Below are 22,113 nucleotides of genomic sequence, written 5' to 3' on the forward strand. Positions count from 1 at the left end.
ATCAACGATGTGAAGTGCCTGTCCCTGTTATGGATAAGATATTTAGCATCCATGAATACACTGGGTTGCCGGCTGCCTGGCGTGACCCGACGCAATCGCTTAAGCCCGTGTAATAAACGAGACAAAGTGATTAAGTACCCGGCTGACTTCGCGGCTTTTTAGCCATATCATCATGGTGTTCACTTTACCTATCTGTGGCGTAATCGTATGACTTCGGATAGGGAAGTTATTTTCATACTGTCTGACAACACTTTCCGGCAACAGCGCAATCCCCATTCCGGCACTCACACAGCCAAGGATCGCCTGAAAAGAGCCAAATTCCAGAGGATCGGCGTAATCGACCCCCTGTAGGTGCAGCCATTCTCCCAGGCGGGAGCGATAGTTACACCCTTTAACAAAGACCAGCGGCCTTGTCACCTGGAGGTCAGCGCCAGTAATGACATTCTGGTGCTCTGCCGCCGTTACCAGTACCAGCGTTTCCTGACATAACACGTGTGATTGCAGGGGCGAATTTTCCATATGCAGCCCCTGATGATCGGCAACGAATGCGATTTCCAGTTCATTGTTCAGAATGTGTTGCACCAGCGCCTCAGTAGGGGAGGTTTTCAGGTTTAACTCAATGGAAGGCATTTCTCGGTGGAAATTCGCCAGTATCGAAGGGAGACGTACCGCTGCGGTCGTTTCCATTGCACCAATACGCAATGGCCCCGCCACTTTTGTCCCCAGCATGGACAATTCCGCTTCCTCTAACAACGCCAGAATTTTGTTGGCGTAGCGCAGAAGCAGCTCGCCCTCAGGGGTAATGTAGAGTCGATTTTTCTCGCGCACAAACAGAGAGACATCAAGGCTGGCTTCCAGCTGTTTAAGGCGGGTTGTGACATTCGAAGAAACGCAGTGCAGACTGCGTGCAGCAGCGGATATGGAGCCCGTTTCCGCCACCGTTTTAAACAAATTCAGAGAGGTACTGTTCATAGAAGCATCACTCAAAGTGAATGTTTTCGTCATTTTTATTAACTTTTTATTATCATTTCCTTGTGTAAGATAACAATCAAACTTAATTCGTCTTTTGAGGCCAAAATATGGATCTCGATCACAGTGCTGTTGGCCTCCGTCAGTTGAGTACTGCTGTATTTGGTATGGTCGTCTTGACCTTAGGAATGGGCATTGGGCGCTTTTTATATACGCCTATGCTCCCGGTTATGCTTCATGAAGGACTGCTCACCTTTTCACAATTATCGATAATTGCCAGCGCCAACTACGCAGGTTACCTTGTTGGCAGCCTCCTTTTTTCTTTTGGTATTTTTAGCGCGGTCAATAAGTTAAGAGTGTCGTTACTGGTCTCAGCACTACTTACCGTCATGCTGATTTTTTTGATGGCAAAAGTGACCCAGCCAGAAATTGTTTTGTTAATCAGGTTCCTCGCAGGTGTGGCAAGCGCGGGAATGATGATATTTGGTTCAATGCTGGTCTTGCAGCATACCCATAACCCTTTTGTTATCGCCTCTTTGTTTTCGGGCGTAGGAATGGGCATATTTATCGGCAATGAATATGTCATTGCTGGCGAATCCTACGCCTTAAATTCACATGTGTTGTGGATTGGCGCAGCCATCGTTTCAGCGATACTTTTCGTCATACTGACGATGCTTTTGCCGAAAGATAAGCATATGATCTCCCCAGTAAAAGCTGCCGCAGGCGCGGAGTCGGATATCCAGTGGTGGAATTTAGCCTTACTGTATGGCCTGGCGGGGTTCGGTTATATCATTGTCGCCACGTATTTGCCGTTAATGGCCCGGGGTGTTGGCAACACTTTTTTAGCCGACCATATCTGGTCTATTGTCGGTCTTGCCGTTATTCCTGGCTGCTATGGCTGGCTATGGGCTGCTCGCAAATGGAATATATTATCCTGCCTGAGCGTTAACTTAAGTGTGCAAGCGATCTGCGTAGTCATGGCCATATTTATTAACTCGCCACTGCTGTTAACCATTAGCTGTATTGGATTTGGTGGCACATTTATGGGTACAAGCTCTTTGGTCATGCCGATGGCTAGAAAAATAAGCGCACCCCAAAAGATTAATCTCCTCGGTCTTGTTACGCTGACATATGGGGTGGGGCAGATCCTTGGCCCATTAGTCGTCAGTATCTTTCAGAATAATAAAAATGGAATGACTTACTCCATATTGCTGGGGGCCGCCTCGTTATTTATCGCCGCAGCGATGAGTTATTTACAATACAACAAAGTTAAATATTCTGGTTATTTTAGAAAATAATGACAATAGTTATATTTTAGCTAGTGACCTTAATAGTTCTTCCGGCAGAACTCGTTTTCAAAAGCATTATGACTCTGTTCTGCTGTTTAACGTGTGTGCTGTTCTATCTGTGCGCATTTCCCATAATTATCTGGTTTGCAGGAGTTTTTATGCCCTACGTAAATATTAAGATCACCAAAGAAGGTGCTACCGATAAACAAAAGAAACAGCTGATGGAGGGTGTGACTCAGCTACTGGTAGATGTGCTTAACAAAAATCCCAATACAACTATTGTGGTTATTGACGAAGTCGAAACCGATAACTGGGGGATTGGTGGCGTACCGGTGACTGAATTGCGTAAAAAAGCCAGTAAAGGGTGAATCTGATGGCGGGGAACGTGGGTTCCACGCCCGATATCAGTTTGTGATTGAGCAATCGGCCTGGAGAGGGCGTCGATGAGAGTATTGGCAGGTATTATCCTCTGTTTTCTTGTCGGGCAGGGATTCACGTTCTGTAATGTTCCACTGGGTATGATGTTTGGTGCCCTCTTTACCGTAATTATACTTAAGCGGGTTGGGATCTTCGTAACCTCAATGCCGGGGAGTATAACGGTTATCCAGCTTTCTCTCGGTATCTCAATCGGGATGATGTTTAGGGATTTTTCATATGGTGAACATCATCAGCTCAGTCTTTTTTTTGCTCTGTTATTACTCTGCTTATCTTTACAATTTACCTTGAGCTACTTCTGGTGTGTACGGCGGTTGGGTTGGAGTAAAGAGGAGGCGCTTTTGGGTGCGGTGCCCGGAGCGATGGCGGCGGTACTGGCGCTAGCCTCCCATATTAAGACTCCGCCACAAAAGATTGTTATCTCGCATTCTCTGCGTCTCATTACCCTGACGTTTCTGGCCGGCTATTTCACCCGTGGCGTATCCACAGATGTTCTGGCATCGACTCCAGCCGTTTTTTTCTCCGGCCACAATCTGCTGTGGTTGGTGGGAATGGTAGTAGCAGGATATATAACGGGGAAATTCCTGGCGCGCTTACATTTTCCGGCGCCCTATATGATCACCTCGCTGATCTGCGCAGCGGCGTTGCACACTTTATCCTCGCAACCGCTCACTTTTCCCGATCTCTTTAACCAGCTTAGCATGGTGTTGATGGGGATCGTGCTGGGGCACCATTTTACGCCGTTTTCGATGGCTGAATTTGGCCGTCATCTCTGGTCATCGGCTCAGCTTGTCTTGATAGGGGTAGGGGTGACGGTGTTCATGGCATTTATCACCGCGCGTTTGCTGGACTATCCTTTCCCGGTGTTAATGCTCTCCTGGGTACCAGGCAGTGTGGAATCGATGTCATTTGCAGCGCTGGCGTTAAAAGCAGACGCGAGTTTTGTTATGGCCAACCATATTATTCGTATGCTGCTGATTCATACCGTACCTGCAATGGTTCTATTTCGAAAAAGACAGATGAGAGTAGATTAACAATCTGCAGACGAAAGCCAGCCTGGTCTGATGCTTTAATATGCGTAAACCTAATCCATGCTTAATTCTTGACGTGTTGAGTTCAAGTGATAATTTCTCAAAAATAGCTTTGAGAGCAAACGCTTTCTCGCTGCGACTCAATAGTGGCACCAGAGATTCAAGCGAAATCATGCCCGCTTCATCGCACAGTGCCAGATGCCAGGGTTTGTGCCCTTTGAGTTCATCAAGTTTACGATAACCCGCCACTTCCCATGCGGAGATCAGTTTGGTTGCCATTACCGGATACACCAGTGACAGTGCGCGATAGAATTCATCCAGCTTATCCAGCCATCGATAGTAGTCCGCACTGCGGCGATGACTCATCAGAGCCCGCCAGTGAGTCAGTACCTCTTCCTGCTCAATTTTTCGCTTCAGTTGTTCCTGCCAGAGATAGCCGATAGCAGGTTCAAACATTTCCCGATGTTTCCTGATGAAGCGTTTACGCAAAATGTCACATCAGTTACCTTCGGGGTAATGTTGTTGATACTGCGTTGTAACCTGTTGTGCCCGGATGACCCGTTGCCATTGTTTCCGGAGTGTTGCGATATCAGCACAAAGGTTAATCAGGTTCTCTTCCTGCTGCACATCGGGTTCGTCAGGCATGTGCAGTTCCAGCTGGGCCAGATTGTCTGGCTGATGTGACAGCATTTCTCCTGCATCAGCCAGAGCGGCTAACTGGCGATGGGGCAGGGAAGAAAGACTGAAATGCTGAAAGTCCTCCGGTGCAGCAGGATTCATTTGTTTCAGCCATGCCGGGTATTTTCCCTCGAACAGGCGGGCCAGATGACGCTTTATCCCTCAGTACATCCGGGATGTGAGGTAACAGCAGTTCGACGGCTGACTCCATTTTACTGATACCCCACTGCGTAACCGGAAAACCATCGTCACGTAATCGCTATACCAGTTGGGTTTGTGACAGCACAACAGCAGAAGTGCGCTGATAGAACTCTCTGGCGCGACAGACTCCAGGCGTACGTTCGATGAATGTCAGTGAACCACGCATTTCATTTTCAAGCCATGCCACCCTGGCAGGGGCTATCTTAATTGACTGCGGAAAATGGCCTTCGTTCATCCATGCGTAGATTTGTGAGCGGTGGAGTCCGGTTCTGGCCTCAACCTGTTTTATGCGCAGTAAATGTTACGGTGCCATCAGTCTCTCCGGTTCAGTCGGATGTGGAGAGCTTTATTACTCGACAGTCAGCGCTGAAAAAAAGAATTAAATGAATTTCCAGTATGGGAATTAAAGTAAGGTGTTGCATATTTGATTTTGTATTTGCTGGGTGAATGTTTTTTTGCTGCTGAAAAGCAGTAACGAGAGACATGGCAATGTAAGGTGTGATTTGCATACATCATGTAAATGTAAAAGGCATTTTTATCGTGATTCCAGAATTATTTATTTTTCAGGAAAGAGTTTTGTTGCTGAAGAAAAAGTGTATGCAAATAATTAATTACTATTGTGAATATTTCAGGGTCTTATTCTTAAAAATTAATTGGTCTTATTTTGGACTGTGCTGCTTTTATTCAGATATGGCGCGGCTTTGCGTCACATTTGTTCAGGTATGAACACTCTTTTTATTTTTTTCAACATTGAAATATTTCCTGTGAGGAATATTCTTTTCCGGAAGTTCAGCTTCCATTCTGTGCACAGGCAGCCTTTTTAGCTGAAATCGCATGTTGTTTGCCTCCCTGGTCTCGTTCTGTTTGCTGTGCCTGCCATCGTCCTTTTCTTTGGGGTAAAATTCTGAATAATTGCTTAGTTTAAGGTTATTGATCTTAATCATCAGTATTTTGCAGTGAATTAATCCATAATGCGATTTATAAAAGCGTGTCAGTGATGACAGCTGAACATCTGATAGGAAGAAGGTGGATATGGCAAGTTCGTTTCAGAATGAGATACCGAAAGCACGCGTTAACATCAAACTGGACCTGCATGCAGATAATGGGCAGAAGAAGGTGGAACTGCCGCTGAAATTACTGGTTACGAGGGATTTCAGTAATGGTCTGGAGCAGCGTCCGTTGTCTGAACGGGAAGAAGTGGATATTAATAAGAATAATTTCAACAGTGTGTTAGCGAAATTTAATCCGTCGGTAAATATTGCTGTCAAGAATACTCTGGCCGGAGATAAAAGCGAAGAAAATATCCGGCTTACTTTTAAAGATATAAAAGATTTTGAACCGGAGCAGGTAGCCAGACAGATCCCACAAATGAAGGCACTTCTCGCCATGCGCAGCCTGTTGCGCGATCTCAAATCTAACCTTTTCGATAACTTCACGTTCCGCAAAGAGCTGCGGACGATTCTACGTGACCCGGCGTTGAGTAATGAACTGCGTGGCGAAATCGCCGCGCTTGCGCCAAAAGACTGACGGATAAAATAAGGAAGATGCTGATGTCTGTACAGAATGAAAATGCCTCGTCTGCAGGCGAAACCGTTGTGCTGGAACGTCCGGAAGCAGGGGGCGTTTACGCTTCTTTATTTGAAAACATCAACCTGAAACCGGCTTCACACCTGAGTGATATCAATACCTGGTTGGATGAGGCAGCGATGGCGGAAGCAGATGCGAACGAGCGTATCACCGCTGGGGTGCAGGTCTTTATGGACTGCATCCGCAAATCGAGCCCGCAGGCCGGTGGTGCCGTGAAGGATCTGCCGATCCATCTTTACGATTTGGACACCGGCAACCAGGTGAAAATTCCCTCTGAGGTGATGATCCCGGAAACCCGCGAGTTTGAATTCGCTAATCTTGGCTTTATTCCGCTCTCTTACTACAAAAAACGCGATTACGCGTGCTTCTTCTCGGCGAACTCCACCCAGAAACCGGTGCTCTATGGCACTGCGGATGCGACCGCCAACAGTCGTATTAACGCGCGTCTGCCGTATATCTTCCTGCTGTCGCGTATCGCCCATTACCTGAAACTTATTCAGCGCGAAAACATCGGCACCATCAAGGACCGTCGTCTGCTGGAACTGGAACTCAACACCTGGGTGCGCAGTCTGGTGACCGAGATGACCGATCCGGGCGACGAGCTGCAGGTATCCCATCCGCTGCGCGATGCGAAAGTGGTGGTTGAGGATATCGAGGACAACCCGGGCTTCTTCCGCGTGAAACTGTACGCAGTGCCGCACTTCCAGGTGGAAGGGATGGACGTGAATCTGTCACTGATGTCGCAGATGCCGAAGGCGAAAGCGTAAGGCGGAGGCGCGATGAAGACAGTACGACCACTGTGGGGACGGGGCCAGATGGTCTCGCCACAACATTTTCAGCAACAGGCGGCGCTTACCGCCTGGTCTGCTGAGAGTATTGCCCGGATGGGAGCGATGAATCCCTGGGGAATACAGAATGCGGAATTTGATACTGCGCGGCTGTTGCAGGGGAAACTGAAGGCCAGTCATCTGTGCGTGCGTTTTGCCGATGGCACGCTTATCGATACCGACAATTCCGATCCTCTGCCATCCGTCCTTACGTTGACCGATCGCAGCGAACTGACGGTGGTGTTGGCATTGCCCCATGAACATGAAAATGGCGGCAACTGCCTGCAACCGGAGGAAAAAGCGGAACGTCCGGTGCGCTGGCGTCTCGGTTGGCGGGAGGTGCGTAACCGTTATGGTGACGACAGCCGCCAGATGGCGGTGATGCAGCCGGAACTGACTCTGCGCCCGGCGGATGAGAATAACGGTAATTACCAGACCGTCCCGGTAGCCCGCCTGTTTCGTGACAGCCAGGGGAACTGGTCGCAGGACAGTGCCTTTATCCCGCCACTGCTTGGCGTGCAGGCGAGTCCCTGGCTGACGGAACAACTGGAACAACTGACAGAGCAGCTATCCGCGTTGCGACGTATTACGCGTGGACGCGGCTGCATCGGGATGGCGAAAGCGGGCTGGCCGACGGACTGGAACTGCTTGCCGGGCTGATGCAACATTTTGGCGCACAGTTGCATCCACAACGGAAACGTAACCGGGAGGCGGCGCTGGAGTGGCTTGGCAGCAGCCGGATGCTCGACAGCCTGTCGTTATACCCGGAAGTGACAAAAACGGAAGCGGAACGCATCGCCGGGGCACTGTGGTTGACTGAGCAGGCAGCGGAACAAACGAAAACAGAAGAGCGCCACAGTTCGGCACCCTGTACCCGTATCGAGCCGCCAAAGCCAGACCAGCGGGCGCAGCTCAAACGGCTGTATCTGCAACAGAGCTGGCGGGAACTGATGGAGGAGGCGGACGGCCTGCTGTCGCGCGGCGCGAACCATCTGTGGCTGGACGTTCAGTGGTATCTGCATCAGGCATTACTGAAATCCGGGCGTGACGCTGATGCTGCCATTATTCAGGCCGACCTGAAAGGGCTGCTCTCGCGTCTGACGGGACTGGAGACGCTGGCCTTTAACGACGGCACGCCGTTCGCTGACGAGGTGACGCTGAACTGGATACAGCAGCAGGTACTGGATAATCCTGCCGGCTGGCAGGACGACCATACCGCCAACTCCACCACAGTATCAGGCGACGACGATATCCTGCAACTGGAGCCGGAAGCGCTCACGCTTGCCGACAGTGAAGGCCCCGATGCAGCGCTGGCCTGGCTGCAAAGCCGCCCCGGAATCACTACGCCGCGAAGTCGCTGGCTGCTGCGCCTGCTGATGGCGCGTATTGCCGAACAGACCGGCAAAAACGAACTGGCCCTGCACCTGCTGGGTGAACTGGATTCCCGTACGGCAACCCTGACCCTGAATCAGTGGGAACCGGGACTGCTGTTTGAGGTGAAGGCGAGACGCCTGAAACTGTTGCGGATGAAGGCCGGACGCAGTGAAGCAGAGAAAATCCGGCTACAGCCGGAAATGGAATCGTTGCCCGGTGGGCTGATTGCCATTGACCCGGCGCGAGCGGCAGTGCTGTGCCAGTAACACCGATCATAATTTTTCGGAGGTGCCACTATGGCAGAAGGTAATTATTTGGTTGTGGGGGATAAAACCACCTGCGGGGGCATCATTGTGGAGGGTGATGGCACTTTTACGATTATGGATATTCCGGTTGCACGTGAAATGGACAAGGTAACCTGTGGTCAGCACCCAGGGTTATACATGATAACAGGCAGTATTCCTGGTGACAGCCTTAATGACAGAGGATATACCGGAACATTACACAGCAAAAGTTCCTGCCCCTGTCAGGCCCGGTTTATCGCGTCAATGGTGGATGACACCTATGAAATCTGATGTGCAGTGACAGATATTTCAGGTTGTTCTTTCGCTTCATTCTTTCAACGAAACCCCTTTCAGTGGCCTGCAAGGCTGAATATAAAACACTATGGACGACTTAACCCTGCGTTATTTTGACGCTGAAATGCGCTACCTGCGCGAAGCGGGCGAGGAATTCGCCCGTGCTCACCCTGATCGGGCGGCAAGTTTAAACCTCGACAAAGCTGGTGCCCGTGACCCGTATGTGGATCGCCTGTTCGAAGGTTTTGCCTTCCTGATGGGCCGCCTGCGGGAAAAACTCGACGATGACCTGCCGGAACTGACCGGCGGGCTGGTGAGTATGCTCGGGCCGCACTACCTGCGCACCATTCCGTCGCTATCCATCGTCGAGTTTTCCGCCGACTGGCGGGAGATGAAAGAGCCGGTGGCGGTGGCGAAGGGCTTTGAGGTGCGTTCGCGCCCTGTTGGTGAAAAACAGACGCGCTGCCGTTATACCACCACGCAGCCGCTGACCCTGCTGCCATTATCGCTCTCCCGTGCGGGTATCGGTACTGAACCGGACGGGCGTTCTGTTATCACACTGCGTTTTGAGTGTGGGCAACTGGCGGACTGGAGCAACATCGATTTAAGCCGCATCCCGCTGTACCTCAATGCCGATGCGCCGCTGGCCTGCGCGCTGCACGAGGCACTAACCCTGAATGTGGCAAAAACGGGTATTCGCTTCCCCGGTGATACTGACCGCAGGGCGCTGGACGCCCGTTTTACCGTCTGCGGTTTCAGTCGGGAGGAAGCGCTGTTGCCGGAAAGCGGCAGCTTCAGCGGCTATCAGCTGTTGCTGGAGTACTTCACCTTCCGCGAGAAATTTATGTCGGTGGCGCTGCGTGGCCTGGAGAACGTGGTGTTCCCGGAGGAGATGCCCTGGTTTGAAATTGATGTGGTACTGAATAAACAGTGGCCGCATGAGTTTCCCTTCTCTGAGAAACACCTTCGGCTTCACTGCGCTCCGGTGATTAATCTGTTTTCACTCGAATCTGACCCGCTGCATCTGGACTCGTTACAGACCGAGTACCTGTTACGCCCGATGCGTGTTCAGGACGGGCATACCGAAATCTATTCGGTGGACTCGGTCACCTCGTCGCGCCATTCCGGGCATCAGGTGTATGTGCCGTTCACCAGCTTCCGCCATAAGGGCGGGATGATGCGCGTTGACGCACCGGAATATTACTACCACACCCGGGTGAAGCGCGGCCCGTCCGGGCTGCACGACACCTGGCTGATTCTTGGTGGTGAGGCGTTCGATAACCATACCGTTCCGGACGATGAAAAGCTGTCACTCAGCCTGACCGGCACTAACGGCCAGCTCCCGCGCCGGGCGTTGCAGAGTACGCTGCTGGATACGGTGGTGAAGTCCACGGCTTCACGTATTCAGGTGCGTAATCTCTGCGCGCCGACGCTGCCCTGCTATCCGCCGGACCAGGACCGCTTTCACTGGCGGGTGCTGAGCCACCTTGGCAGCAGCTTTCTGTGGATGATGGATAACGCCGAGGTGCTGCGCGGGGCGCTGTCTTTGTATAACTGGACGGGCAGTGAGATGAACATCCGTCGTCTGGCGGCGATTGTCGATGTGAAACACAGCGAAACCGAACGTTTTGCACAGGGACACTTTCTGCGCGGCGTGCAGATAGAGGTGACTCTCGATGACAACGGCTTTGCCGGTCACGGCGATATCAGTCTGTTTGGCGAAATGCTCAACCGTTTCTTTGCACTGTATACCGATATCCACCTGTTTAACCGTCTGATTGTCATTATTCAGTCTACCGGAGAGCGTCTCGAATGGCAGGAGAACCACAACCGCCGTATTCCCGGCTGAACCCCCGGCTTGAACGGGATATCCACCGCATCAATTTTTACCGTTTCTGTCAGCTACTGGAAAAAGACCACCCGGATGCACCGCCGCTCGGCAGCACGATTAATCCGGCGGATGACCCGGTACGCTTTCGTCCACATCCGGGCATGGGCTTCCCGGTCAGCGAGCTGAAGGCGGTGGAGTACGACGAAGAGAACCCGGATGCGCCGCCGACGGTGCGCACCACCTTCAATGGACTGTACGGCGTCGATTCGCCGCTGCCGACCGCCTGGCTGGACGATATCGCGCAGCAGCGCGAGGGGCATGAAGCGCAGGAAGCGTTCCTCGATATTTTTAACCACCGCATCCTGACGCAGTTTTACCGCATCTGGCGCAAGTATTCGTACCCGGCGACCTTTGAACCCGGCGGGCGGGACTCCACCTCGCAGAGTCTGCTGGGCCTTATCGGGCTGGGTATTCCAGGTACTGAGCGGCATATTACCGCGCCGCTGTCGCGCTTTCTGGCGCTGCTCAGCGTGATGCGACTGCCCGCCCGCACCGAAGAGGGGATTCAGGCGCTGGTCCGTTTGCTGGCGCCCCGCACGCAGACGACGGTGACGCCGCACTGTCCGCGCACGGTTTACATCGATAAGCCGCTGGGCTTTTACGGCGACGAGGATTTTCTGCTCGACGGCTACCAGGTGCTGGGCGATGAAACCACCGAGGTCAGCAGCCAGTTGCTGATTGGCCTGTATACCGAAGACCACGCTGAGGCGCAGGGCTGGCTGCCGGAAGGGCTGATTTATGCAGACTTTCTGGTGCTGCTGCGGGTGTATCTCGGCTGGCGCTATAAAGCGCGTATTCAGCTTACCGTGCCGACGCCGTTGTTACCGGCCCCGGTACTGGGCGAAACCCCCTTTATCCTCGGTATGACCGGGGTGCTGGGCATGGAGGGCGATGAGGTGCCGCCGGACCTGCCTGCGACATTCACCATTGAGGCCGGGGGCTACTGCGGTATGTCGCCTGCCGTCACACCACAAGGAAACCGACATGTTGCGTACTCTGTTGATTAAACGACTTCCTTTGCTGCTCCTGCCAGCGCTGCTGACCGGCTGTGGCCTGACGCAGAGCGTCAGCGACGGCACATCATCGGCCATGAAATCCATTTTTTACAAACAGGTGAAGACCCTGCATCTGGACGTTACCGCCCGCCAGGCGCTGAACACCGACGGTCAGGAAAATACCTCGCTGTCGGAGCCGCTGATGGTGCGTGTCTACCAGCTTAAGGACCGTAAGACTTTTGATAAAACGGTCTATCAGCAACTGCTGACGCAGGGGGATGATGCGCCGGGAACGGAAATCCTTGCCAGCCGCAGTCTGGTTGTTAAACCGGGGGAAGATGCCAGTCTGGATATGCCGATGGATGACAGGGCGCAGTTTGTCGCTGTGGTGGGGCTGTTCCGTCAGCCGGATATGGCGAAGAACGACTGGAAGCTGGTGCTTGCCCGCGATGACCTCAACCCGGACAACCCGCGCGTCATCGAAGCCGGGCATAACCGCCTGACCCTGCAACCCCTGAAGGACGACTGAGTATGCCCGGACGCCATAACGCCCCCTCACTGTATGAAAACCTCTTTGGCAACTTTGCCGGTGGCCTCGATTTACATCAGGTCAGTGAGGAAAACCAGGTCATCCTGTCGGTGCTGGACAATATGCAGCGCATCCTCAACTGCCGCGCTGGTACGCTGGCACACCTGCCGGACTACGGTTTGCCGGATATGACGAAGATACTCCAGGGGATGCCGGGCACTGCCCATGAACTGATGGAGAAGCTCTCCACCGTGCTGCTGAAATACGAGCCACGCCTGCAACGCCTGACGGTGGTATTGCTGGAACAAATGCAGCCGGGTGAACTGCGCTACGCCATTGACGCGGAGCTGAAAGGCGTCGGGCTGGTGCGCTACGGTACGGCGTTTATGCCGGAGGGTAAAATCTTAATCCGGCACATGAAACATCAGCATTACCTGGACGTCCGCGCGGCAATCTAGCTTCTCTCCCTCTGACCGAATCCACCATCATGACAACATTCTCTGAACGCTACCCAGACTTGCCCGCCTTCCGCCGGACTGGAATATTGATTATGGCAATCAGGTTATTCAGCAGGTGATTATATTATGGCCGGAGCAGGCTGGATCACTGGCTGAACGGTGGCAACGGAGAGTCGGTGCCACCGTGCTTCCTCCGGAAAACCTCACTGTCTGGCATTAGGGGGTGACGCAGCTACAACACCTTGCGAACCAACTGAATGTGCTGGGCGAAAAGCGCGGCAAGTATATGACAGTGAGTGAACTTAAATCGGCGGTCTTTTCCATGATGCAGACGTTCAGCAGCGTGGTTCCGGTGGAGTAGCAGCTACGCCTGATGGCACAACCGGATCAAACGTCGCTGGATCTGCAACGTCTGACCGAAAGGCATCTGGAACAACTCACGGCTCGTTATGCATAGCTTAAACAGAAAGCTCTGGAGTGATTTCGCCCGTCGGGATAAAAGTTAATATCATCAATTCGTACAGGGAAATATTGTGTCAGTCAGAGAGCGTTTTTTTAAGAAGATGCAGCAGAATAACAATCGTGCACCGGACAGTAATACATCGGCTGAGGCTGAAATTCAGGCGTTCTGCCAAAGGATGGATGACCTGGCGCAGCAGATAAATGTGTGGTTTGAGGACTCCGGGATTGAGGTCATCATAGCGAAAAAATATCTCCATGACCTGAGTACCGTCGGACTTAGCCTTAACAGTGGCGTATGTCGCTATGAAATTAATACTATCAGATTACGGAACGGGAACCGTAGCGTCAGTATTATTCCGGAGCAGCTCTGCCGGGCGGGGGACAGAGGTTGTGTCACCATGAACGTTGACGCGCCTGGCACTGCCTCTGGAAGACAGACGTTTTATTTGTGTATGGCACCAGATAGTGGCTGGTTTATTCGCGGGGCCTATCAGGTGTCACACCATAATATTATGATGACGGAAGATGCCTTTTTTCGGGCTATCGATAGTATTGCCTGAAAAAATAAAGATCAGTAATACATCAGGATTAACGCAGGCAGGATTCGACCCACACGGATTTTATCGCAAAACGTTTCAATCGATTCCTGTTGCTGGCTGACTGAATTACCCAGCAAAGAGTTCTTTTTCAGCCCACATTTATCTTCAATAACGACAGCTGACACGCCAGCCCGTTCAAGCATTTTGATATAAACTGCAAAGTACTCCGGTTTGCCGCCGGTATCCGCGTCGTAGATCAATGGCATGGAACACACGTCATAAATTTCGCGAATACCCTGTAATCTGTTACCGGGCGTGAGTATTTCAATGTCCGGCAGGCCGCGCAGCGTGGAGTCTGTCAACGAACTCGACCAGATTGCATCATAGGAAACATCGCCCGGATGTTAATTTCAGTCCGACCCAGTCTGAGAATTCTTTCCTGCGGGGATTAAGGAAACGATCCTGAAGATGCCAGTCATCGGAGCCTAATGCAATGCGGGATTCTTTACTGTTAAAGTGGTATTTGAGATACCAGATACGTGAACCACCCGGATTGATAAGTAAGTACAATCCATGAGCATCAGTAAGCTTAAAGGGGGATGTGGACGGTTTTGTGTTGCGTATTTTGCTGTCAGTAAGGGGCATGTGGTGGTCACTCCATTATCGAACTGAAATGACCCCAAATTAGACCACCAATTTGTCCCGATGCGGAGAGATAAATCAATACGAAATGAGACAGTTTTCTACGCTAACTCTCTGAATCAAAATACTATTGAGACATGCTGAGACGCATAAAAACAAGAATTTGGCTCCTCTGACTGGACTCGAACCAGTGACATACGGATTAACAGTCCGCCGTTCTACCGACTGAACTACAGAGGAATCGTGTGAACGGGGCGAATATTAGCGATGCCTGTCTGCGTTGTCAAAGCCTGAATAGATATTTGCGATCGTTTGCTGAAATATTCTTCATTTCGTCGCTTATTCAGACGCAGACGGTTGTTTTATACACTTTTCACGTTCAGGACGTGGGTATTTCCACAGCCAACGGCCTGTGACCATGCGCCAGTAAAATAACGCGGCCCGTACCGCCCAGTCGAAGAACATCCCCATCCAGACGCCTACGACACCCCATCCTAATACGATCCCGAGGGTGTAGCCGGCGACAACACGACAGCCCCACATCCCCAACATGGAGACCCACATAGCGAAACGGGCGTCACGTGCACCTTTAAATCCAGCAGGAAGAACCCATGATGCTGCCCATATCGGCATAAATGCCGCGTTCAGCCAAATCAGGATGACAATGACCTCTTTTACATCCTGATCGTGGGTATAAAACGAAGCCATCACGCCAGCAAACGGGGCGGTTAACCAGGCGATGGCGGTTAATCCGATTGTGGAGAGCCAGAATACATGCCGCAACTGGATTTCCGCCTGAGCAATCTGTCCATTTCCCAGACGTCTGCCAGTAATGATGGTAGACGCGGAACCTAAAGCGTTTCCCGGTAGGTTGATCAGTGCCGCTATCGAAAAGGCAATGAAGTTACCGGCAATGACGCTGGTACCCATACCTGAAACAAACATCTGCGTAAGTAACTTGCCACCGTTAAACAGAACTGACTCTATACTGGCAGGAATACCAATCCCCATAACTTCCCAGATGATTGCAAGATTCAGCGGTTTAAAATAGCTCTTCAGGGGAATGCGCAGTGCTGGGTTAAATCCAATCATCAGCACCCATATAATGGCGATGGCACCTATGTAACGTGAAATCGTCAACCCCAGACCTGCGCCGACGAATCCCAGCCCTTGCCAGGAAAAAATGCCGTAGATCAGGATGCTACTGATGATGATGTTCAGGATATTCATACCACCGTTAATCAATAACGGTATTTTGGTATTTCCGGCACCGCGCAGTGCGCCGCTGCCAATTAACGCAATTGCCGCAGCAGGGTAGCTAAGCACGGTTAATTCCAGATAGGTTAGCGCCAGCGCTTTTACATCAGGGGTGGCTTCTCCTGCAACGACATCAATAATCTGCTCACCGAAATAGTGGATCACCGCCGCCAGTACGATAGCAAATATCGTCATGATCACCAGTGATTGTCTGGCTGCGGCTCTGGCGCGTCGGCGATCGCGCTTTCCGAGACTAAAAGCAACCACCACCGTCGTGCCAAGGTCGATGGCGGCGAAAAATGCCATGATGACCATGTTGAAACTGTCGGCAAGCCCGACGCCTGCCATCGCTTCTTTACCCAACCAACTCACCAGGAAGGTGCTCAGTACTCCCATCAAGAGTACACAGGTGTTTTCCAGAAAAATGGGAACAGCAAGCGGGGTAATTTCGCGCCAAAAGAGAACTTTATAACGCTTGCGTTTGGCATACCAGGGCGTGCGGGATGCGACCTGGCGTAAGGCTGCGGAGACGTTCAAAGTGGACCTTAATGAAGAAAGTTGAAACCTCATTTCAAATGATGAGGGAGAATCAAAAAAGCTGCAAAGTTTTTTCCATTTAAAATGTCTGTAAATGCAACAAACTGTCGAGAGAAGCATCAATTGATCCCCAATGTAGGAATTGGGGTTTGACAAAAGTTTTTTCGCCGCTAAGATAAGCCTCCACAACGATTCCTCTGTAGTTCAGTCGGTAGAACGGCGGACTGTTAATCCGTATGTCACTGGTTCGAGTCCAGTCAGAGGAGCCAGATTTTAGTATTAAGACATCTCAGTGAGTCTTAATGCGTTATAAAAACAAGTAGTTAGATTGACCCGGCTGTCCTGGTAAGGATTGCCGGGTTTCTTGACATCTGTAGTTTTTGGGGGCTTAATCGGGGGCCTCACGGTTCGTTGAACGAATGGAGCCCCCCGCTATGTCACTCACTGATACCGCTATCCGCAAGCTCAGACCCACAGACAAACCCTTCAAACTCGGCGACAGTGCCGGACTGTACCTGCTGATCAAACCTAACGGCTCGAAACTCTGGTACATGAAGTACCGCGTTGACGGGAAAGAAAAGAAGCTGGCCTTTGGCCCTTACCCGGATGTTTCCCTGCTTACGGCACGCCAGCTCCGCGATGCGGCACGCAGTAAAATGCGTGAGGGGGTCGATCCCTCCGTTGACAAAAAAATCGCGCAACAGAAAAAGAAAAACGGACAGACATTCCGCCAGATCGCCATGAACTGGCATGCCGATCACCGGCGCTGGTCTGAACATTATGCGACAACCATCCGGCGCAGGCTGGAAATGTATATTTTCCCGGATATCGGGGACAGGTACATCGATCAAATTGTCACGGAAGATCTGCTGTTTACCCTGCGTAAGGTGGAGAACAAAGGCTTTCTGGAGATCACCGCGCGACTGAAAAACTACGTTACGGAAATCATGCGCTATGCAGTGAAAAAGCAGTTAATCAAATCAAACCCCGCTCTGGATCTGGACGGTGAATTTACGCCGCCGGAAACACAGCATTACCCAGCCCTGCCGCTTGAGAAACTACCAGAATTATTATCCCGGACGGATAACTACTCCGGCAGGCTGCTGACACGGTATGCGCTTAAGTTGTCGCTGCTGTTCTTTGTGCGTTCCAGCGAACTGCGCTTTGCCCGCTGGAGTGAAATCGACTGGCAGCAGAAGCTCTGGATAATCCCGGAAGAACGGGAGCAGATCGAAAATGTGCGTTTCTCTCACCGTGGTACAAAGATGAAAACACAGCACATCGTCCCGCTGTCCGAGCAGGCAATTACGATCCTGAAGCAAACTGAAGCGCTCTCCGGGCATCTGGCGTTTATTTTCCCCGGCGAATACGACCAGGATAAGTGCATGAGCGACAACACCATCAACAAGGCATTGCGTGTGATGGGCTACGACACAAGAAAAGAGATCTGCGGCCACGGCTTTCGGGCAATGGCGTGCAGTGCGCTGAGTGAGTCGGGACTGTGGAGCAAAGAAGCGATTGAAAAGCAAATGAGTCACCAGGAAAGAAACAGCGTGCGTGCCGCCTATATTCATAAGGCTGAATATCTGGAGGAGCGGATCAATATGATGCAGTGGTGGGCTGACTATCTGGATGCAAACATGGATCTGTATGTGTCGCCTTACCAGTACGCAGGTAACCTGAAAAAAGCTTCATAACGTGGAAACCTCACTGGCCCGGCTGTTCTTTGCCCCGTTCAGGGGCAAAGAGACTATTCACGTTTCATTTCTTTTAACTGCACCAGCCCGAATCGCAGGATATTAGCCAGAGGAATCTGTTGTAATCACTGGCGGCAGCCAGCTGCGGTAGCCGAAAGCGCGTCGTCCATACACAATCAAGGCCAGCCCCAGAATCAGGGCTGTAACCAGAATGAGAGTGATAATTTGCAGCGGCATAAAATGGCCGGAAAGCAAGGATACCAGTGCGCCGCTGGCCGGAACGGAGCACATATTCATCAGACCGATCAATCCCATGGTTTTGCCCAGATGCGCCTGCGGAATAACCTGACTGCGAACGGTGCGCAGATAGACGCTGAATGCGCCGTCAAAGGCCATCAGCACCGCATATCCGGCGAGATACATCGCATAATTAACGGACAGGGACATTACCGCTCCGGCAAGGATCATCGTACAGAAAGAGAGTGTTCCCAGGGATGACAGGCCAAACCGATGAGTAAATCGCGGCACAAAAAAGAACGCCACAACGGTAAAGATGGCGGCGGTTGTCTGCAATGCGCCAAAATAACTGTCTGCCAGCTTAAATTCCTGCAGGATCACCGCAGCGCTAATGACCAGTGCTGCGCCATACACCAGATTCACGACCCAGGTGAGCGCGCAAAGGTGCAGCAGGATTTTATTCTGTTGCAGTACCTTTAATGCCGTGCGATTGGATTCAATAAGCGTACCGAACCCGATTTTTTCCGTCACATTCAGATCATGCGTTTTCAGGAAAAGATAATTTACCGCCGAAACAGCAAACAGCACCGCTGCGACAAGCAAAATACTGTCAATTCCGCCGTAAGCCGAAATCGCCACCGCTATCGCAGGCCCCATAACCATTGTGATCTGGTCGACACCCTGTAATATCGAATTGGCTTTGGGCAAATTACAGGCTGGAATATGGCGCGGCAACATCGCATCAGTGGCGACAAAATTCAGAACATAGGCAACCGACAGCAACGCCATCATCACGGCGAGAATGGCAAACGTTGCGCCGGGTAGCCAGATGAGCGCCATAAATGCAGCCATCATCAGTACCGCACGCGCCAGATCCACATTGAAGAAGATAAACCGCGGTTTAATACGATCGGCCATAAAACCGGATAGCGGGAAAAAGAGGATGCGCGGCAACCACTCAATCACAAACGCCAGTGATGAAAAAGTGAGTGACCCAGTGGCCTTAAGAATTGCCAGTGGAACAGCAAACAATAAGAACTGATCGCATAGCGCCCCCATAAATCGGGAGAAGACGAAACGCTTTAAGCCAAAGTTGTCACCGTGCATAGAATCTCCTTAATCCGCTATCAGGCATGACGAAAGGTAAACAGCGAGCGGGCGTATTCATCCGCAGCCTGCAAGTGCTCGCGGAATCCCATTTCCGGCTCACGATTTGCCCAGAAAAACTCTACTGAACCTTCGCGGGTCTTCCACGATTCCAGCGGCTTCGAGACATCCAGAGGTTTTGCAGTGATCTGCATGTTAACGATGTAATCCGGCAGACTGGCCGGTAGCGTGATCTTTTCAATCACTCCCGCAGGCGCTTTGATAAAAGCCACAGCGCTTAGCCCTTCTGACGTCAGTGATGCTGGCAACGGCTTTAGTGCATTCAGATGGCTGCGTACATGCAGTTCATAAGGGTTTATGCCATAACAACGTTCGATTAAATCCATAATGGCGTCGCCGCCAGTACGTGCGCCCACTTCGATGATTTTTATTTCGCCCTTCGGTGTTATCCGGGCTTCAAAATGAGCCATTCCGTAGCGGATCCCAAGAACATGACAGGCGCGTTCGGCGATGTCGCGTAGTTGCGCATTGCCCGAATGCACTGAAGGCATACTGTGGCCGACTTCGACAAAATGTGGTTCCTCGCCGAGATATTTATCCGTGACGGCAACGGCCCGGTGATAGTTATCCTGATTAATCACCTCAACGCTGACTTCCTGCCAGGCCGGAATATACTCTTCCACCTGAAACAGATCCTCCGGCGCATGTGACTCGCCATTCAGGGAAATCACATCGGCCACACTGCGGGAAAAAGCCCGTTCAATATCTTCCTCACGAGTGATTTTCAGTACACCCAGACTCCCGGCCATTTCACGGGGTTTGATAACGACGGGCAGGCCAATATCGGTGATGTGGTTCTTTAACTCTTCCAGAGTACTGAATGCGGCAAAGCGCGGTACGGGTAACCCGGCATCATGTAGCAATTGCTTCATGACAAATTTGTCGCGACAGCGGTGAATCGTCTCCCGACTGTTTCCCGCCAGACCATAATATTCCGTCAACAGGCTGGCGGCCCGGACGGTAAAGTCGTTCATCGGAATAGCGGCTACAGGTGTGGCCCCTGTTTTTTTCTCGTATTTTTTTACTGCGTCCAGGACGGCCTGCTCATCGGCCACATCGCCAGGTAAGTAGCCATCAAAAAACTTGATTGTGGGGGTCATGCGGTTTTTCGCCATCGTCAGCACACGCATTCCTCCCGAGGCGCGTAACGCACCTGCAAGTACACGTTCACGCAGTGCAAATTCTCCGCCTAACACCAGGATATAACGGTTTTCCATCGACATTCTCCGGCTAACAGAGGGGATACCAGTGCATCCCATCAGGTTAAAGGTCTTTGCCCAGCGTCCAGCCGCCGTCAATAACCAGCGTGGTGCCTGTGACAAAACGTGTTTGTAATGAGGTCAGATAAAGCGCCGCATCAACGACATCCTGAGTCTCACCCAGGACAGGTAAAAACTGCCCGCGTCGTATTTTTTCAAGCTGTCCGGCATCGTGATAATAGGATTCCGTGAGCGGTGTACGGATAACGCCAGGTGCAATGGCATTGACGCGAATACCGTATTTGCCATACTCCAGCGCCAGTTGCTTCGTCAGGCCGATAACGGCATGTTTGGATGCCACATAGGCAGTGCGGTCAGGTTCACCCATCAGACCAGAAACTGACGCCATATTGACCACGTTGCCGGGGCGTTGCTGACTCACCAGTTGCTGGCAAAATGTGCGGCCAGCAATAAAGCTGGCGGTGACGTTAAGCGCAAATACATGCTCCCATTGCGCCAGAGTCAGGCTGGCAATACTGCATATTTCGCGGGTGCCTGCGCAGTTAATCAGGATGTTATTTGTTTCGCTATATTCTGCGGCTTCAAACAAAGTTGTGAGGCGGGACGAATCCGTAATATCTAACTGGTGATGCCGATAGGACAGTTCCCCATCAAAAACAGAAGATGAACGATCAATACCGATAACCTGATAGCCCTTGTCCAGAAAGGCGCGTGTCAACGCACGACCAATTCCGCTGGATGCGCCCGTAATAAATGCTTTATCCATCAGGCCGGGCCCTCGTCATTACGCTGGAAAGTAATCAAAACGATATCGCGCAGCGCCACACCGCTGTTTTCCCGCACACCGACAGGCGTGACAGCATGATATTTGTCATGATTAACAACCAGCGTGTCGAAAGGCTGTTCAAGCCGAAGAACCCGTTCAATACAGTGAGCGTTACTGGCGATCAGATTGTCGCCGCCAAGCATATTGGGAGTTGCGGTAATGAGGTGGATAAAAACAATATCTTCATCATCCTTGTGCAGCCACACCGGAGAGCTGAAGGCAGGAGCATCAATCGTCGCCTGATAGCGAAACAGATGAATACCGATGGTCAGATTATCCAGTGATCCGGCATGTCCGTATGCTTCTACCTGACGAATGTCATCCGTCAGCAGGGTTTGCAGCAGTCTGTTCCCGGTGATACTTTCAGGCAGCAACGGATAGTCACGCACAATACCGCCAGTATCCGGGTTATATGCTTTTGTTTGCTTATAGGGAACAAACTTACCGAACAGTAATTCTCCGTTATTTTCGCGTCGACATTGCGCATAGCCTCGCCAGCGATTTCCCGGAGAATAAGGATCGAGGGTCAAATGTTCAAAACCCTGTTTAAATACTGCCAGATCTTTATCATACTCTATTTTATTATTGGTCGTTTTATTCCTGAGGGAGATATAGTATTCCCCCGGAATAAATGCGTAACCTTTTTCGGAAAGATGCCGTGCATATTCCATGATATATATATCCATG

The 22,113-nt window shown here is 51.4% G+C and carries 21 protein-coding genes, 2 tRNA genes and 6 pseudogenes; 16 read left to right on the forward strand and 13 right to left on the reverse strand.

The features are described 5' to 3' along the window. Positions 1–99 precede the first annotated feature (99 nt). Complete coding sequence (locus NNN64_RS14810) at positions 100–972, reverse strand: LysR family transcriptional regulator (RefSeq protein WP_271441841.1); 873 nt, start codon at positions 970–972, stop codon at positions 100–102. Positions 973–1,079: 107 nt separating this feature from the next. Here NNN64_RS14810 and NNN64_RS14815 point away from each other — a divergent pair, with 107 nt between their 5' ends. The 3 genes from NNN64_RS14815 (at position 1,080) to NNN64_RS14825 (ending at position 3,727) form a co-directional block, all read left to right on the forward strand. Next, positions 1,080–2,267, forward strand: a complete 1,188-nt coding sequence (locus NNN64_RS14815) for an MFS transporter (protein ID WP_271441842.1) — start codon at positions 1,080–1,082, stop codon at positions 2,265–2,267. A gap of 149 nt (positions 2,268–2,416) precedes the next feature. After that, on the forward strand, positions 2,417–2,626 hold the full coding sequence (locus tag NNN64_RS14820; RefSeq protein ID WP_271441843.1) for a 4-oxalocrotonate tautomerase family protein: 210 nt from the start codon (positions 2,417–2,419) through the stop codon (positions 2,624–2,626). A gap of 75 nt (positions 2,627–2,701) precedes the next feature. Continuing rightward, complete coding sequence (locus tag NNN64_RS14825) at positions 2,702–3,727, forward strand: AbrB family transcriptional regulator (RefSeq protein WP_271441844.1); 1,026 nt, start codon at positions 2,702–2,704, stop codon at positions 3,725–3,727. On the opposite strand, the gene NNN64_RS23375 is transcribed toward NNN64_RS14825, so the two are convergent. From NNN64_RS23375 to NNN64_RS23385, 3 genes are all read right to left on the reverse strand, one after another. Then, positions 3,695–4,180 (reverse strand): hypothetical protein, encoded by a 486-nt coding sequence (locus tag NNN64_RS23375; protein ID WP_442870706.1) that lies wholly within the window; start codon positions 4,178–4,180, stop codon positions 3,695–3,697. The two genes, NNN64_RS14825 and NNN64_RS23375, sit on opposite strands and share 33 nt — an antisense overlap. A gap of 42 nt (positions 4,181–4,222) precedes the next feature. Next, positions 4,223–4,504, reverse strand: a complete 282-nt coding sequence (locus NNN64_RS23380; RefSeq protein ID WP_442870707.1) for a hypothetical protein — start codon at positions 4,502–4,504, stop codon at positions 4,223–4,225. Between the two features lie 157 nt (positions 4,505–4,661). Then, positions 4,662–4,898 (reverse strand): AlpA family phage regulatory protein, encoded by a 237-nt coding sequence (locus tag NNN64_RS23385; RefSeq protein WP_442870708.1) that lies wholly within the window; start codon positions 4,896–4,898, stop codon positions 4,662–4,664. Between the two features lie 737 nt (positions 4,899–5,635). On the opposite strand from NNN64_RS23385, the gene tssB reads away from it, so the two are divergent. From tssB to NNN64_RS14890, 11 genes and pseudogenes are all read left to right on the forward strand, one after another. Further along, entirely contained in the window at positions 5,636–6,130 is a 495-nt protein-coding gene (gene tssB / locus NNN64_RS14840; protein WP_271441845.1) for a type VI secretion system contractile sheath small subunit, read from the forward strand. 251 nt (positions 6,131–6,381) lie between these two features. After that, a pseudogene (locus NNN64_RS14845) lies at positions 6,382–6,957 on the forward strand (type VI secretion system contractile sheath domain-containing protein); the annotation flags it as partial. A 12-nt stretch (positions 6,958–6,969) separates the two neighbouring features. Next, positions 6,970–7,593 (forward strand): annotated as a pseudogene (gene tssK / locus NNN64_RS14850) (type VI secretion system baseplate subunit TssK); the annotation flags it as partial. Next, a pseudogene (locus tag NNN64_RS14855) lies at positions 7,569–8,657 on the forward strand (type VI secretion system domain-containing protein); the annotation flags it as partial. The pseudogenes tssK and NNN64_RS14855, both read left to right, overlap by 25 nt. A 30-nt stretch (positions 8,658–8,687) precedes the next feature. Then, positions 8,688–8,960: pseudogene (locus tag NNN64_RS14860) on the forward strand (PAAR domain-containing protein); the annotation flags it as partial. Between the two features lie 97 nt (positions 8,961–9,057). After that, positions 9,058–10,818, forward strand: a complete 1,761-nt coding sequence (tssF, locus tag NNN64_RS14865) for a type VI secretion system baseplate subunit TssF (RefSeq protein WP_271441848.1) — start codon at positions 9,058–9,060, stop codon at positions 10,816–10,818. Then, positions 10,782–11,867, forward strand: coding sequence for a type VI secretion system baseplate subunit TssG (gene tssG, locus NNN64_RS14870; protein ID WP_271441849.1), 1,086 nt, complete (start codon positions 10,782–10,784; stop codon positions 11,865–11,867). The genes tssF and tssG overlap by 37 nt, the downstream gene beginning before the upstream one ends. Further along, the gene (gene tssJ, locus NNN64_RS14875; RefSeq protein ID WP_271441850.1) at positions 11,845–12,384 is read left to right on the forward strand and encodes a type VI secretion system lipoprotein TssJ; all 540 of its coding nucleotides are present in this window, start codon (positions 11,845–11,847) and stop codon (positions 12,382–12,384) included. Before tssG ends, tssJ begins: the two co-directional genes overlap by 23 nt. 2 nt (positions 12,385–12,386) lie before the next feature. Further along, positions 12,387–12,842, forward strand: coding sequence for a type VI secretion system baseplate subunit TssE (tssE, locus tag NNN64_RS14880; protein WP_271441851.1), 456 nt, complete (start codon positions 12,387–12,389; stop codon positions 12,840–12,842). Between the two features lie 61 nt (positions 12,843–12,903). After that, positions 12,904–13,203: pseudogene (locus NNN64_RS14885) on the forward strand (VasL domain-containing protein); the annotation flags it as partial. A gap of 172 nt (positions 13,204–13,375) precedes the next feature. Further along, a complete protein-coding gene (locus NNN64_RS14890) occupies positions 13,376–13,864 on the forward strand; it encodes a hypothetical protein (protein ID WP_271441852.1) in 489 nt (162 codons plus the stop codon). Positions 13,865–13,875: 11 nt separating this feature from the next. Here NNN64_RS14890 and NNN64_RS14895 read toward each other — a convergent pair whose 3' ends face one another. The 5 genes and pseudogenes from NNN64_RS14895 to NNN64_RS23390 form a co-directional block, all read right to left on the reverse strand. Continuing rightward, positions 13,876–14,220, reverse strand: coding sequence for an isocitrate lyase/phosphoenolpyruvate mutase family protein (locus NNN64_RS14895; protein WP_271441859.1), 345 nt, complete (start codon positions 14,218–14,220; stop codon positions 13,876–13,878). A 103-nt stretch (positions 14,221–14,323) separates the two neighbouring features. Continuing rightward, a pseudogene (locus NNN64_RS14900) lies at positions 14,324–14,488 on the reverse strand (Arm DNA-binding domain-containing protein); the annotation flags it as partial. 161 nt (positions 14,489–14,649) lie between these two features. Further along, a tRNA-Asn gene (locus NNN64_RS14905) sits at positions 14,650–14,725 on the reverse strand. A 99-nt stretch (positions 14,726–14,824) separates the two neighbouring features. Next, positions 14,825–16,312, reverse strand: coding sequence for an EmmdR/YeeO family multidrug/toxin efflux MATE transporter (locus NNN64_RS14910; protein ID WP_333908963.1), 1,488 nt, complete (start codon positions 16,310–16,312; stop codon positions 14,825–14,827). Between the two features lie 46 nt (positions 16,313–16,358). Further along, positions 16,359–16,466 carry a DUF5951 family protein gene (locus NNN64_RS23390; RefSeq protein ID WP_353655416.1) on the reverse strand — a complete coding sequence of 36 codons (108 nt, stop codon included), beginning with the start codon at positions 16,464–16,466 and terminating at the stop codon, positions 16,359–16,361. Between the two features lie 6 nt (positions 16,467–16,472). Between NNN64_RS23390 and NNN64_RS14915 the strand changes: the two genes are divergently transcribed. After that, positions 16,473–16,548: transfer RNA gene (locus tag NNN64_RS14915), tRNA-Asn, on the forward strand. A 165-nt stretch (positions 16,549–16,713) separates the two neighbouring features. Then, complete coding sequence (locus tag NNN64_RS14920) at positions 16,714–17,976, forward strand: tyrosine-type recombinase/integrase (RefSeq protein ID WP_271441854.1); 1,263 nt, start codon at positions 16,714–16,716, stop codon at positions 17,974–17,976. A 102-nt stretch (positions 17,977–18,078) separates the two neighbouring features. Here NNN64_RS14920 and NNN64_RS14925 read toward each other — a convergent pair whose 3' ends face one another. The 4 genes from NNN64_RS14925 to hilB all read right to left on the reverse strand — a co-directional run. Beyond that, the gene (locus NNN64_RS14925; protein ID WP_271441855.1) at positions 18,079–19,320 is read right to left on the reverse strand and encodes an MFS transporter; all 1,242 of its coding nucleotides are present in this window, start codon (positions 19,318–19,320) and stop codon (positions 18,079–18,081) included. 20 nt (positions 19,321–19,340) lie between these two features. After that, positions 19,341–20,597, reverse strand: coding sequence for an ATP-grasp domain-containing protein (locus NNN64_RS14930; RefSeq protein ID WP_271441856.1), 1,257 nt, complete (start codon positions 20,595–20,597; stop codon positions 19,341–19,343). A gap of 46 nt (positions 20,598–20,643) precedes the next feature. Beyond that, positions 20,644–21,366, reverse strand: coding sequence for an SDR family NAD(P)-dependent oxidoreductase (locus NNN64_RS14935; RefSeq protein WP_125744389.1), 723 nt, complete (start codon positions 21,364–21,366; stop codon positions 20,644–20,646). Then, on the reverse strand, positions 21,366–22,113 hold a 748-nt coding region (gene hilB / locus NNN64_RS14940), incomplete at its 5' end, for a 3(1)-hydroxy-L-isoleucine 4-dioxygenase HilB (RefSeq protein ID WP_271441857.1). The genes hilB and NNN64_RS14935, both read right to left, overlap by 1 nt.

Source organism: Citrobacter sp. Igbk 14 (genome assembly GCF_028069825.1).
Taxonomy (GTDB): domain Bacteria; phylum Pseudomonadota; class Gammaproteobacteria; order Enterobacterales; family Enterobacteriaceae; genus Citrobacter.

Coding starts and splice junctions, on each gene's coding strand:
- NNN64_RS14810 (WP_271441841.1), bottom strand. CDS start 972: ATGAACAGTACCTCTCTGAATTTGTTTAAAACGGTGGCGGAAACGGGC.
- NNN64_RS14815 (WP_271441842.1), top strand. CDS start 1,080: ATGGATCTCGATCACAGTGCTGTTGGCCTCCGTCAGTTGAGTACTGCT.
- NNN64_RS14820 (WP_271441843.1), top strand. CDS start 2,417: ATGCCCTACGTAAATATTAAGATCACCAAAGAAGGTGCTACCGATAAA.
- NNN64_RS14825 (WP_271441844.1), top strand. CDS start 2,702: ATGAGAGTATTGGCAGGTATTATCCTCTGTTTTCTTGTCGGGCAGGGA.
- NNN64_RS23375 (WP_442870706.1), bottom strand. CDS start 4,180: ATGTTTGAACCTGCTATCGGCTATCTCTGGCAGGAACAACTGAAGCGA.
- NNN64_RS23380 (WP_442870707.1), bottom strand. CDS start 4,504: ATGAATCCTGCTGCACCGGAGGACTTTCAGCATTTCAGTCTTTCTTCC.
- tssB (WP_271441845.1), top strand. CDS start 5,636: ATGGCAAGTTCGTTTCAGAATGAGATACCGAAAGCACGCGTTAACATC.
- tssF (WP_271441848.1), top strand. CDS start 9,058: ATGGACGACTTAACCCTGCGTTATTTTGACGCTGAAATGCGCTACCTG.
- tssG (WP_271441849.1), top strand. CDS start 10,782: ATGGCAGGAGAACCACAACCGCCGTATTCCCGGCTGAACCCCCGGCTT.
- tssJ (WP_271441850.1), top strand. CDS start 11,845: ATGTTGCGTACTCTGTTGATTAAACGACTTCCTTTGCTGCTCCTGCCA.
- tssE (WP_271441851.1), top strand. CDS start 12,387: ATGCCCGGACGCCATAACGCCCCCTCACTGTATGAAAACCTCTTTGGC.
- NNN64_RS14910 (WP_333908963.1), bottom strand. CDS start 16,312: ATGAGGTTTCAACTTTCTTCATTAAGGTCCACTTTGAACGTCTCCGCA.
- NNN64_RS14920 (WP_271441854.1), top strand. CDS start 16,714: ATGTCACTCACTGATACCGCTATCCGCAAGCTCAGACCCACAGACAAA.
- NNN64_RS14925 (WP_271441855.1), bottom strand. CDS start 19,320: ATGCACGGTGACAACTTTGGCTTAAAGCGTTTCGTCTTCTCCCGATTT.
- NNN64_RS14930 (WP_271441856.1), bottom strand. CDS start 20,597: ATGGAAAACCGTTATATCCTGGTGTTAGGCGGAGAATTTGCACTGCGT.
- NNN64_RS14935 (WP_125744389.1), bottom strand. CDS start 21,366: ATGGATAAAGCATTTATTACGGGCGCATCCAGCGGAATTGGTCGTGCG.